This window comes from Planobispora longispora (assembly GCF_016863135.1).
GTDB classification, from domain to species: Bacteria; Actinomycetota; Actinomycetes; order Streptosporangiales; family Streptosporangiaceae; genus Planobispora; species Planobispora longispora.
The window spans coordinates 114,990-127,531 of the sequence record NZ_BOOH01000039.1; the positions used below are offsets into that span (position 1 = coordinate 114,990).

6 protein-coding genes are annotated in these 12,542 nt (G+C 74.2%); 3 read left to right on the forward strand and 3 right to left on the reverse strand.

The window, feature by feature from the left end; translation table 11 throughout:
• Positions 1-30: 30 nt before the first annotated feature.
• Positions 31-231 (forward strand): EF-hand domain-containing protein, encoded by a 201-nt coding sequence (locus Plo01_RS23985; RefSeq protein WP_203892924.1) that lies wholly within the window; start codon positions 31-33, stop codon positions 229-231.
• Positions 232-348: 117 nt separating this feature from the next.
• The gene (locus Plo01_RS23990; protein WP_203892925.1) at positions 349-1,602 is read left to right on the forward strand and encodes a PucR family transcriptional regulator; all 1,254 of its coding nucleotides are present in this window, start codon (positions 349-351) and stop codon (positions 1,600-1,602) included.
• Here Plo01_RS23990 and ccrA read toward each other — a convergent pair.
• Together ccrA and Plo01_RS24000 are read right to left on the reverse strand one after the other, a co-directional pair.
• Entirely contained in the window at positions 1,583-2,893 is a 1,311-nt protein-coding gene (ccrA, locus tag Plo01_RS23995) for a crotonyl-CoA carboxylase/reductase (protein WP_203892926.1), read from the reverse strand. The genes Plo01_RS23990 and ccrA overlap by 20 nt on opposite strands.
• A complete protein-coding gene (locus Plo01_RS24000; protein WP_203892927.1) occupies positions 2,890-9,618 on the reverse strand; it encodes a type I polyketide synthase in 6,729 nt (2,242 codons plus the stop codon). Before Plo01_RS24000 ends, ccrA begins: the two co-directional genes overlap by 4 nt.
• A 256-nt stretch (positions 9,619-9,874) precedes the next feature.
• Here Plo01_RS24000 and Plo01_RS24005 point away from each other — a divergent pair, with 256 nt between their 5' ends.
• On the forward strand, positions 9,875-11,038 hold the full coding sequence (locus Plo01_RS24005) for an alpha/beta hydrolase (RefSeq protein WP_203892928.1): 1,164 nt from the start codon (positions 9,875-9,877) through the stop codon (positions 11,036-11,038).
• 74 nt (positions 11,039-11,112) lie between these two features.
• Here the strand turns inward: Plo01_RS24005 and Plo01_RS24010 are convergent, their stop codons facing one another.
• On the reverse strand, positions 11,113-12,486 hold the full coding sequence (locus tag Plo01_RS24010; protein WP_203892929.1) for a hypothetical protein: 1,374 nt from the start codon (positions 12,484-12,486) through the stop codon (positions 11,113-11,115).
• Positions 12,487-12,542 lie beyond the last annotated feature (56 nt).

The following is a 12,542-nucleotide window of genomic DNA, read 5'->3' on the forward strand; positions in this document are numbered from 1 at the left end:
TCTCTCCGCATCAGGAAGGCGGACCCAGCCATGGCGAACGACTACGCACTGACCTTCAAGATCGTCGATGTCGACGACGACGGTCTGATCTCGGCCACCGAGCTGACGCGCCTGATGGAGGTGCTCGGCCAGCCCATCACCCCGGAGGGGGCCGCCGCGGCGATCACCAAGATGGACCACGACGGCGACGGCCTCATCTCCCTGGAGGAGTTCGCCGCTTATCTCGGATAGGTCTCAATCCCTCCCGTCGCGTGCGCGAGGTGTTGCCTTTGAGACAAGAACAAGCGTTTGCTTACTAACTCAGGTGTCAACACGTCAGAAACAGGACGCGCTCCGACGGGAGGGTCTATGCCGACGAAGGAACACACACGGGTGGCGGCCGCGGGTCTCAACGGCCGCAGGGGAAGGTCCCGGGATTTCTCCGATCAGCGCCTGTGGAGCTCCACGCCGACAGACACGGCCCGGCGGCTCCGGCCCGGGCTGGCCGCGGTCGCCGACCAGGTGATCGACGAGATCACACTTCGCATCCCCGAGTACGCCCGTCCCGCCGACTCCGTCTACATCAAAGTCATCAAGCTGGCCGTGGACGAGGCGTTGCGCCAGTTCGTCGACCGGATAGAGAACCCGAGCAGACCCTGGGAACCCGACGTGTTCCGCACGATCGGGCGGGGCGAGGCCAACGAGGGCCGCAACCTCGAACCGCTCCAGACCGCGCTCCGGCTCGGCGCGCGGGTGGCCTGGCGGCGGCTGACCGAGCAGTCCGAGACGCTCGGGCTCACCCCGCAGCACCTCTACGACCTGGGCGAGGCCATCTTCGTCTACCTCGACCAGCTCGCCGACGCGGCCGCGGAGGGCTTCGACGAGGCCCGGGCGCACGCGGCCGGGGAGATCGAGCGCCGCCGTCACCGCCTGATGGACCTCCTCCTCAGCCAGCCCCCCGCCTCTCCCGACGCCATCGCCGACCTGGCCAAGACCGCCGGCTGGCGGCTGCCCAAGACCGTCGCCGGGGTGGCGCTGGAGGATCACTCCGGCGGCTACCGCCCGCCGTCGCTCCCGCCGGACGTGCTCTCCGGCATCGACCGGCCCCACCCCTGCCTGATCGTCCCCGACCCCAACGGCCCCGGCCAGGCCCAGACGCTGGAGGCCGGGCTGCGGGGCTGGAAGGCGGCCATCGGCCCCGCCGTGCCGCTGTCGGCCGCCGCCACCTCGCTGCGCTGGGCCCGCGAGGCGCTGGAGCTGCGCAAGCGCGGCGTCCTCACCGAGGAGCGGGGCCTGCTGCGCTGCTCCGACCACATGGCCACGCTGATCGTGTTCAAGGACGAGGAACTGGTCAACGCCCTGGCGGAGGTACGGCTCGCGCCCCTGGCCCACCTGCGTCCCAGCCAGCAGGACCGGCTGGCCGAGACGCTGCTGGCGTGGCTGCGGCACGGCCGGGGCGCCGGCGAGGTCGCCGCCCGGCTCCACGTGCACCCGCAGACGGTCCGCTACCGGCTGCGCCAGCTGGAGGAGCTCTACGGCGACCAGCTCGCCGACCCCGACATCCGGTTCGAGCTGGAGATCGTCCTGCGCGCCCGGCGTCCTGTCACGCCCGGAACATCCTGATCTGATCCTCACCGACGCGCTCCCGCAGGGCGTGGTCCTCGATCCCGAGGTCCTCCGCGGGAGCCAGGCACAGCACGCCGACCTTGCCGACGTGCTCGTTGCGCTGCACGGCGCGGGCCGCGTCGCCGGTGCGGTCCAGCGGGTAGACCGTCGACAGGGTCGGCTGCAGCATGCCCAGCGAGAGCAGCCGGTTGACCTCGTGGCACTCCTGGTAGTTCGCCCCGTGCGAGCCGATGATGCTCTTGAGCTTCATCCACAGGTGCCGGTTGTCGTAGGTGTGGGCGTAGCCGCTGGAGGACCCGCAGGTCACCACCGAGCCGCCGCGCCGGGCCAGGTAGACCGACGCGCCGAAGGTGTCCTTGCCGGTGTGCTCGAAGACGATGTTCGGGTCCTCGCCCACCTGGCGGCGGATCTCCGCGCCGAACCTGCGCCAGGCCTTCTCGTCGTCGAGGTGGTCGAACTGCGAGCGGTCCACGATGTGCTCGCAGCCCATCCGGCGCAGCAGGTCCGCCTTCTCCGGGGAGCTGACCACCCCGACCGGGATGCCGCCGCCGTTCTTCACCAGCTGCACGCCGTACCCGCCGAGCCCGCCGGTCGCGCCCCAGACCAGCACCACGTCGCCCTGCTTCATCCGGGAGCCGTTCTCGCCGACGAGCATCCGGTAGGCGGTGGAGGCGCACAACATGTTGCAGGCCGCCTCCTCCCAGGTCAGGTGCTTGGGCTTGGGCAGCAGCTGGGTGGCCTTGACCACGGCGAACTCGGCCAGCCCGCCGTAGTTCGTCTCGAACCCCCAGGCGCGCAGGTCGGAGCCGAGCATGGAGTCGGCGTGGCTGACCGGGTCCTGCGAGTCGACGTAGGCGGGCGAGGTGACGACCCGGTCGCCGATCTTCCAGTGCCTCACGCCCTCGCCCATGCGGACGATCACCCCGGAGGCGTCCGAGCCGACGACGTGGAAGTCCTGGTCGTGGCGGGGGTCGGTACGGCCGAAGCGCTCCAGGAAGGCGAAGGTGGGGATCGGCTCGAACATGGCCGTCCACACGGTGTTGAAGTTGATGGCGCTGGCCATGACGGCGACCAGCACCTCGTCGGGCGCGAGCTCCGGCATCGGCACCTCGCCCACGTGGATGGACTTGGTGATGTCCTTGTCCACGCCGTCGACTCCGTGCGGGACGCGGCCGAACATGCCGACCTCTTCCTTGCGGGTGTGCGCGGCCCGGAAGGAAGAGGGGATCTCCAGCCGGGCGAGCTCTTCGGGATCGGCACCGTCGACGACGGCCTGGGCGAGGGTCATAGCTGGCCTCCTAGATCAGCTGCGATGACTTCGACGTACGGCGGGTCGAGCAGATTGAGGTGGTGCGATCCGGGAACGGTGACGATCTCCAGTCCCGGGGCGTGCGGGCCGAATCCCCTGGCGGGGTCGTCGGCGTGGGCGTACCGGGAGTCCTCGACCGCCCACGGCGTCGGTTCCGTGGAGCGGTAGAGCACCACCCGGCCCGCATAGGCCCCCGCCCGGTATCCCTCAAGGGCCCGGGTGTCCTCGTGCGAGGTGATCTGGTGACGCAGGATCGCCTCGCCCAGCAGTTCCAGCACCCCCGACTCGGTGATCCGGAGCCCGGCCAGGGCGAGCTGGCCGGGCTCGTCCAGCGCCGCCAGCTCCTCGTAGCCGAGCTCGACCCGCACCCCGTAGGTCTCCCGCAGGTAGGCGGCGAAGTCGGCGTACCTGCGGGCGGTGATCTCCGCCCGCTCCGCCGCCGCGGTCTCGTCCGGCAGCCCAGAGTCGATCATCGCGACCAGCTCGACGTTCTCCGCCCCGAGCTGCCGGGCGATCTCGAAGGCCAGGATCCCCCCGAACGACCATCCCCCCAGCCGGTACGGCCCCTCGGGCTGCACCTTCCTGATCTCCTGCACGTACCGGGCGGCGCGCTCCGCCACCCCCAGCTCCGATCCGAGCTCCCCCACCTCTCCCAGCCGCTCCAGCCCGAACACCACCCGGCCGGCCCCCAGCAACCCCGCCAGCGGCACGTAGACCCCGGTCGTCCCGCCCGCCGGATGTCCCAGGAACAGCGGCGTCTCCCCCGGCGCCCCGGCGGACGACGCCCTCGCGCCGTTCGGGCTCCCCCCGCCGGCGACCGCCGCGCCGTTCACGCCCGCCCTCTCGAGCGGCGTCGCGGCACGGCGGGCGGCCAGGTAGGCGCGGGCGGCCCCGGTCAGGGGACGGATGACGCCCTGGGCGGCCTCCTCCTCGTCGACCGCGCGGACCAGGTCGGCGATCCGGGCCCCGGTCAGCGTTCCCCCGGCCGCCGTCCCACCACCGATCTCCCGGCCGACCTCCCTGCCCAGCACGTCCAGCACGATCGGCACGACGTCCGCCGGGATCTCCTCGTTCACCCCGGGCTCGCGCCCCAGGACCCGGGCCAGCGCGGCCACGACCCGGCGCTCCGCCGCGTCCCTCGGCCCCACCGGCCGGACCCCGGCGGCGTCCGCGTGGATGCCCAGCTCCGCCGCCACCGCCACGGCCACGTCGCCGAGGGTCGCCCCCTGCAGCAGCAGCGCCGCCGGGACGCTCACCCCGAAGTCGTGCTCGATCGTCCCGCGCACCCGGGTCGCCGCCAGCGAGTCGAGTCCCGCCCCGGTCAGCACCGTGTCGTCCTGGAGCCAGTCCTCCTCGAATCCCAGCACGACGGCCGTCCGCTCCCGGATCTTGGCCGTGACCGCCGCCAGCGCCTGGCCGGCCTCCATCGCGCCGAGGGCCTCGACCCCCGTCCACGCGCTCCCCGCGCCCGCCGAGCCCGCCCGTCCGGCGGGATCCGCGAGGTCACGGAGTTCGGCGAAGTACGGCATGCGCGCGATGCCGGGGAAGATCGCCACCGCCGCCCCCGCGTCCAGCCGGACCACTCCCGCCGCCGTCACGCCGCCGCCCAGCAGCGCCTCCAGCGCCTCGACGCCCTCGCCCGGGGTGATCGGCGAGACCGCGGGCAGCACGGCCTGGCTCGCGCCTCCGACCTCGGCCCAGGTCCCCCAGTTGATCGTCGTGGCCGGCAGCCCTTCCGCCCGGCGCAGGTCGCACAGCGCGTCCAGCCAGGCGTTCGCCGCCGCGTAGGCCGCCTGACCCGGCGAGCCGAGCAGCGCGGCGGCCGAGGAGAACGCCACCCACCAGTCCAGCTCCGCGCCTCGCGTCGCCTCGTGCAGCGCCAGGCCCCCGTGGACCTTCGCCGACCAGACACGGCGCAGATCCTCGGCTCCGACCTCGGTGAACAGCCGGTCGTCCAGCACGCCCGCGGCGTGCACCACCCCGCGCAGCGGCAGACCGCCCTCGGTGACCGCGTCCACCAGCCGCCCGGCCACTCCCGGTGCGGCCAGGTCGCCGGTGACCACGCGGACGTCCGTCCCGGCCGTCCGGAGCCACTCGATGGTCGCGGCCCCCTCGGCGGAGGGACCGGAGCGCCCGCCCAGCACGATCCGCCCGGCGCCCCGCTCGGCCAGCCAGCGCGCCACCACCAGTCCCAGCCCGCCGTACCCGCCGGTGATCAGGTATCCCCCGCCGCGCCGCACCACCGCCCTGCCCGGCCGCGCGCCGGGCGGCGGGTGGACGGCGAGGCGGGCGGCGTGCCGCACCCCGTCACGCCAGGCGACTTCGTCGTCGAGCTCCGCGAGCTCCGCGAGCTCCGCGAGGCCGTCGGGCCCCACGAGGCCGTCGGGTCCGCCGGGTCCCCGGAGCTCGGTCATGATCGCCTCGGGGTCGTCCACGTCGACCAGGCGGGCGCGCAGGCCGGGGTGCTCGAAGACCAGCACCCGGAGCAGCCCGCGCAGGGCCGCGGCGCCGGGATCGCCCCGTTCCCCGTCCCGTACGGCCTGCGCCCGCTCGGTGACCAGATACAGGCGCGTCCCGGTCCCGCTCCCGTTCCCCGGCTCGGCGGCGAGGTCGCGGACGATGGCGGTGACGGTGAGGACCAGCGTCTCGGCCCCGGCCGGGTCCAGCCCGCCCGGCACGAGGACCACGACGACGTCGTCGCCGGCCCGGACGATGCGCCCGGCCTCGGGAGCGGTCGCCACGGCGTCGTGCAGGGCCGGGCGCTGGGCCGGGACCAGGAGGGACGTGCCGGGGCGGGCCGGGGCGACCCGGGGCAGGGAGGCCCTGCGGGCGTCGTGCCCGGCGGCGGTGAGGCCGGAGATGAGGCGCTCGGCTCGTGGGTCCCCCTCACCAGCCACGATCAGCCAACCACGAGCCGAGCGCAGAACTGATCCATTCCCGTCCGGCGCACTGCCGACACCTGAACCGGCCGATGTCGCGGCGACCGGGTGTCCCGCGTCCCCGGCCGGATCCTCGTCCCTGTCCCCGGCCGGGTCCGTGATCCTGTCCCCGGCCGGGTTCCCAGCCGGATCGCGGGCCGGGTTCCCGGCGGCGGCCGGGGCGACCGGCGTCTCCTTCCACACCCGCGCCACCAGCTTGTCCGCGAGCGGCACCGGCACCGCCGCGGCGGGGATGCGCTGGGTCAGCACGCCGGTGGGCGTGCCGTCCGCGGCGAGGTGCTCGATCTCGACCGGGATCTCGGCGGGATCGTCCGGGGCGTGGCCGTTCAGGCGCGCGGCCAGCTCCGCCGGGGTCGGGAGCCCGTCCACCGGGGCCGCGTCCACGGCGACGGTCGCGGTGCCGTACCGGGTCCAGGCTCCCGCGGCGTTCTTCGCGTCGATCACGACCTCTCCGGACGGGGTGAGGGTGACGGTGACCGTGGCGGGCAGCGGCAGAAGCGCGTCCAGGACGACGTCGGTCAGCTCGGCCCCGCCGTACACCTCGGCCGCCGCCGCCTGCGCCAGCGCGGCCATCGCGGCGAGCGGCAGGACCGGCAGGCCGTGCAGGAGCCGGCTCGCGGCGTCCAGCCGCCAGGGGGCGTCCGCGAGGTCGTCGACGGTCGTGGTCCACACGTGCCCGGCCGGGCTCTCGACGTGCACGCCGAGCAGCGGGTGGGCGCCCGGCGGCAGGGCGGGGCGCCGGGACGCGGACGCCCAGTGGCGCTCGTGCCGCCACGGGGACGGCGGCAGGTCGGTGACCGAGCCGTGCGGCGCGAGGGCCGGGGAGGGCAGCGCGACGGCGACCGCGGCCAGCTGGAGGGCGAACTCCTCGTCGTGGCCCCGGCGCAGGGAGTGGGTGACGACCGTGCCCCGGGGGAGCGTGTCGCGCAGCGGCGCGGCCAGGACGGGATGCGGGCTGATCTCGGTGAAGACGGTGTGCCCGTCCTCGGCGGCGGCCCGCAGGGCGGACAGCAGCCGGACCGGGCGGCGGACCCCGGCGGCCCAGTAGGCGGGCTCGAAGGTGGGGATCTCGCGGGGCTCGTCGAACACGGTGGAGTAGAACGGGATCTCGGGCTTGCCGCCCGCGATGCCGTCGAGCGCCTCGCGGAGCTTCGGCAGGAGCGGCCTGACCTGCGGCGAGTGCCCCGCGCCCTCGGCGGTCAGCAGCCGGGAGAGCAGGCCCCGCGCCGCCACCTCGGCGGCGAAGGCCGCGACCCGGTCCGGGTCGCCGGTGACGACGCACTGCCGCGGCGAGGCGTAGACCGCCACGTGCAGGTCGGCGGGGACCTCCTCGGCGCTCACCTCCAGCACGGCCATCGCGCCGCCGCCGCCCAGCGTGCCGAGCAGCCGGGCCCGGCGGCAGATCACCCGCACCGCGTCCGCCAGGCCGATCCCGCCCGCGACCACGGCCGCCGCGACCTCGCCCATGGAGTGCCCGATCACGGCGGCGGGCCGTACCCCGCAGGCCGTCCAGAGCCGGGCCAGCGCCACCTGCACCGCGAAGATCACCGGTTGCGCCGCGGCCACGCCGGCGGCCTCGCGCCCCTCGGCGACGATCTCCCGCAGCGGGATGCCCGCCTCCTCCCGGAACAGCGGATCCAGCTCGTCGATCGCCGCGGCGAAGACCGGCTCCCCGGCGTACAGCCGGGCGCCCATCCCGGCCCACTGCGAGCCGTACCCGGAGAACACCCAGACCGGCCCCGGCCCGCCCGTCACGGCCACGCCGGTAGGCGCTTTCCCCTCCTGTACGGCCCGCAGCCCGGCGACCAGCCCGCCCGCGTCCCGCGCCACCACGGCGGCGCCGACCCGCCCCCGCCCGGCGCGCCGGGCCAGCGTGTGCGCGACGTCCTCCAGCGGCACGCCCCCGTCCCCGTCCGCCGCCCAGTCCGCCAGCACTCCGGCGTACGTCCGAACCCGCTCGGCCGACGCGTCCGTCAGCAGGAACACCCGGGTGCGACCCCGCTCCGCGTCGCCGGTGGCCCCGCCGTCGGGGGACGACGTCCCGGCTTGCGCCCCGCCGCCGGCGGATGTTCCGGACCCGGCGGACACCCCGGACCCGATGGAGGCCCGAGATCCGGCGGACACCCCGGATCCGGCGGATGTTCCGGATCCGAGCGGAGCGAGGGCGCTGTGCCCGGCGCCGTCCAGCACGATGTGGGCGTTGGTGCCGCCGAAGCCGAAGGAGGAGACGCCCGCCCGGGGGTTCGCCCCCGGCCAGGGGGTGGGCGCGGTGACGACCTCCAGCCGCTCCCAGGGGATGTGCGGGTTGGGCTCGCGGAAGTGGACGCTCGGCGGGATCACTCCGTGGTGGAGCGCGAGCACGGTCTTGATCAGGCCGGTGATCCCGGCGGCCGCCTCCAGGTGGCCGAGGTTGCTCTTGGCCGAGCCGAGCAGCACCCGGTGGTCCGGGGACAGGGCCGCGTCGATCGCGCGGGCCTCGATGGGGTCGCCGAGGAAGGTCCCGGTGCCGTGGGCCTCGATGTAGTCCGGCGGTTCCAGACCGGCGTAGGCGGTGCGCAGCAGCTCTTCCTGCGCCTCCGGGTTGGGCGCGACCAGCCCGTTGGAGCGGCCGTCCTGGTTGACCGCCGTGGCGCGTACGACCGCCAGCACCCGGTCCCCGTCGCGGCGCGCGTCCGCCAGCCGTTTGAGCACCACGACGCCGCAGCCCTCGGCCCGGACCATCCCGTCGGCCGAGGCGTCGAAGGCCTTGCACCGCCCGTCGGGCGCCGTCCCCCCGCCCTGGTCGAAGGCCATGGTGACGACCGGCGAGAGCAGCAGGTTGACCCCGGCCGCCAGCGCCAGGTCGCTGTCTCCGGCCCGCAGGCTCCGCACCGCCAGGTCCGTGGCCACCAGCGACGACGAGCAGGCGGTGTCCACCGCCAGGCTGGGCCCGCGCAGGTCCAGCACGTAGGACAGCCGGTTGGCGGCGATGCTGAAGGCCGCCCCGGTCGCCGTCCAGGCGTCCACCCTGCTCGCGTCGGCGGTGGTCAGGTAGGCGTACTCGTTGCCGGAGATGCCGACGAACGCCCCGGTACGGCTGCCGCGCAGCGAGCGGGGCGCGATCCCGGCGTGCTCCAGCGCCTCCCAGGCCGTCTCCAGCAGCAGCCGCTGCTGCGGGTCCATGGTCTCGGCCTCTCCGGGGACGATCCCGAAGAAGTCGGCGTCGAATCCGGCCACGTCGCCGAGGAAGCCGCCGTGGCGGGTGGTCCTGGCCAGGGCCTCGGCCGTGCGCGGGGAGCCGTCGTCGAAGGCCTCCCACCGCCCCTCGGGCACCTGCCCGACCCCGTCCCCGCCGGTCATGAGCAGCCGCCAGAACTCCTCCGGGCCGTGAACGGGCCCGGGCAGGCGGCAGCCGACGCCGATGACCGCGATCGGCTCGTCGTGGCGGGCGGGCCGTACGGCCGGCGGGGCGGGCGCCGTACCGGACGGCAGGTCCCCCCGGCCGCGGGCCGCGCCGGATCCCGTGCCCTCCGCGGCGCGGGCCGCCCCGGCCGCCAGACCGCGGGCGAGGCGGTTGATCGTCGGATACTCCCAGACCAGCGTCGGTCCCAGTTCCCGGCCCAGCAGCGCCTCCAGCTCCCCCGCCACGGCGACCGCGTCACGCGAGGACAGCCCGAACTCCTCCAGGGGGCGGTCCGGGTCGACGGCGGAAAGGGGGGTCCGGCACCGGGTGGCGATCCGGTCCGTGAGGAAGCGACGGATCTCGTCTTCGCCGAGCAGATCCACGGGCGTCTCCCAACGACAGCCGAAGTGATCGGTCAAACTACCGAGACCGAAAGGCGTAAAGGAGACCTGACAACCCACAATCCACCAGGGCGTTTTGTCACGATTGTGATAACGGCCACACATGCGCAGTGATTTGTCCGCGAGGCTCAAGCGACCCCGGTTCTTTCGTTGCGGACACGCATAGCCACCTGCCGATCACCGGTCTACCCTCGCCTGCCACGGCCTTCTGTCGTCAGGCCGGATGGAGGGGAAAAGCATGCGATCTGTCCGGCATGGACTCCTGGCGCTCGCGACCGCGGGAGCCGTCGGCCTCCCCGCGACGGCGGCGCAGGCGACCCCGGTCCGGCCCATGGGCCCGGCGGGCACGACAGGCGCCGCCCAGCAGGCGCAGGACCCGGTCCCCTCCACCGGGAAGAGTCCCTCGGGTCCCTGGCGGGCCGCGATGCCCGGCGGCGCGCGCGTGGTCGCCGAGAAGTGGCTCGGCCCGCGCACGCTGGACATCCTGATCTCCTCGCCGTCGGTCAACGCGATGTTGCCGGTCCGGCTGCTGCTGCCCCCGGGCTGGTCGAAGAAGGCCGAGCGCACCTGGCCGGTGCTCTATCTGCTCCACGGCGGTGCGGACAACTACACGTCGTGGACGAGGATGACCGGCGTCGAGGAGCTCACCGAGAACGTCGGCGCGATCGTCGTGATGCCCGAGGCGGGTCGCGCCGGCAACTACAGCAACTGGTTCAACAAGGGTAAGGGCGGCCCTCCCGCCTGGGAGACCTTTCACACCTACGAGGTGCGCCGACTGCTGGAGGTCGGCTACCGGGCCGGGACCCGCAGGGCCGTCGCGGGCCTGTCCATGGGGGCGTACGGATCCATCAAGTACGCCGCGCGCCACCCCGGCATGTTCCGCTTCGCCGGCGCCTACAGCGGAGTCATGTCCACCCGCCTGCCCGGCATCCCCGACGTCATCATGAACGCCCAGGCGTCCGAGGGACAGGATCCCAAGGCCCTGTGGGGCGACCCGATCAGGAACGCCTCCGTCTGGCGGGCCAACGACCCCGCCCACCTGGCCAGGAACCTGCGCGGCGTGAGCATCTACATCTCCAGCGGCACCACCAGCCTGAACGGCGAACTCGACCCGCCCGGGACCCCCTGGCACCCGGCCCACCTGGGCGAGCCGGTCTCGGCCTACACCGCCAGGCACCTGATCGCCAAGCTCCGGCTGTACGGCATCAAGCCGGTGGTGAACCTCTACAAGAACGGCACCCACAGCTGGCCGTACTGGGAGCGCGAGTTCAAGCGCTCCTTCCCCATGATCCTGAAGGCCCTCGGCGCGAAGCGCTCCTCCCCGGAGAGCGAGGCGCAGGACGAGCAGGATCCCCCGTCCTCGTCCGAGCCCGAGGGCCGGGAGTGGAGCCCGCTGGACTAGGGCGCGCCTTCCGGGCCGCCCGGCCGGGACGCGTCGCCCCGAAGCGCCTCAGGCGGTCTTCGGGGCGGCGGTCCTCAGGCCGTGGTGAGATACACGTGGCCGAAGACCTCGGCGAACTTCTTGAGGTCGGCGGCGGTGTCCGTCTCGGGCGTGGCCGGGTTGTAGACGGCGGCCATCCGGCGCTGGATCGGGCCGAGCTTCTTCAGGGCGTCCCAGGCGGTCAGGTGCTTGACGCCGCCCTGGGCGTCCTGGACCCGGGTCCAGAGGTTGACCTGCTGGGCCCCGCCGTCCATGACCGGGGCGGAGACTCCGGCGGCGACCTCGTCGGTGGCGACGTCGCCGACCAGGCCGGTCTCCTCGGCGGCGATCTGAGCCAGCACGTCCCAGGCGCGGGCGCGGACCTGGATCCACTGGTTGCGCTGGGCCGCCTCGGCGTCGATCTTCCAGGTCTCGTAGCCGCCGCGGAACAGGCCGCTGTCCAGGGAGATCTGGTCGACGCCCCCGCCGGCCAGGTAGAGCTCGATCTTCTCGGGGGCGAGCAGCGGGTACCGCTTGGCCATCTCTGCCTTGCACGCCTCCTCGGCGCCGCACGCGAACTCGGGCACGACCGTGTGCACGCCCAGCTGCTTGCCGGGGGCCGCCTGGCGGAGCGCGCCGGACGCGCCCGCGACGAAGGCGGTTATCTCCTCCTGCGTCGTGAACGTCGTGTTGTAGCCGAGCTGCGCGGTGAACCGGATGCCGGCCACCTCGGGCCGCGCGGCCAGCGCGCCGATCCGCTTGACGGCCGCGGCGAAGGCCGCCGGGCCCGCCTTCCAGTCGTCGGCCAGCTCGGTGTCGATCCAGACGCGCAGGCCGGTGGCCCGCGCGGCGGTGACGGCCTGCCCCGCCGGGGTCTGCGCCGCGGCGGCGACCTCCTGCGCGGTGGGCGGCCGCGTCCCGGTCGCCACGGAGGGCTGGGTCACGGTGGAGGACCGGTTCGCCGTCGATCCCGGCCCGGTGAAGCTGCCGTCGTCGGGCACCGGGGACCCGCTCTCCCCGCCCTGGTCGTGCCCGTCGACCGAGCACCGCTGACCGGCCTCGCACTCGGGCGTGCCGCCGTCCTCGGCGCCCTCCGGCGCGGGAGAGCCGTCGTCCCCGACGGTCCCGTCGCCTCCCGGATCCTCGGGGCAGGAGACCCCGGGGTCGGAGCAGTTGGAGAACAGCCCGGGGTACGGGGTCGACTCCTTCATGTTGGCGCCGTCGTCGGCCAGCCAGAACAGCGCGGTGCCGAGTGCCTCTTCGGGCCGGTGCATCCAGGTGCACTGGACGAAGGCCGGGGTGTCCGCACCCAGCAGATCACGGCAGTCGTCGGCGTTGTCCTGGGAGTAGGCCGCCCCGACGGGAGCCACGACGCCGATCAGCGCGAACACGGAGCCGACGGCGGCGACTCGCCGCAGATTCAGTCGCATCACGGAACTCCCCGGTAAAGCCGGTCAAAATCCGACTCGACCTTACCCAGCGCACC

Excerpts from the sequence above, each read along its gene's own strand:
- Plo01_RS23985 (WP_203892924.1), top strand. The coding sequence starts at position 31 with ATGGCGAACGACTACGCACTGACCTTCAAGATCGTCGATGTCGACGAC.
- Plo01_RS23990 (WP_203892925.1), top strand. The coding sequence starts at position 349 with ATGCCGACGAAGGAACACACACGGGTGGCGGCCGCGGGTCTCAACGGC.
- ccrA (WP_203892926.1), bottom strand. The coding sequence starts at position 2,893 with ATGACCCTCGCCCAGGCCGTCGTCGACGGTGCCGATCCCGAAGAGCTC.
- Plo01_RS24005 (WP_203892928.1), top strand. The coding sequence starts at position 9,875 with ATGCGATCTGTCCGGCATGGACTCCTGGCGCTCGCGACCGCGGGAGCC.
- Plo01_RS24010 (WP_203892929.1), bottom strand. The coding sequence starts at position 12,486 with ATGCGACTGAATCTGCGGCGAGTCGCCGCCGTCGGCTCCGTGTTCGCG.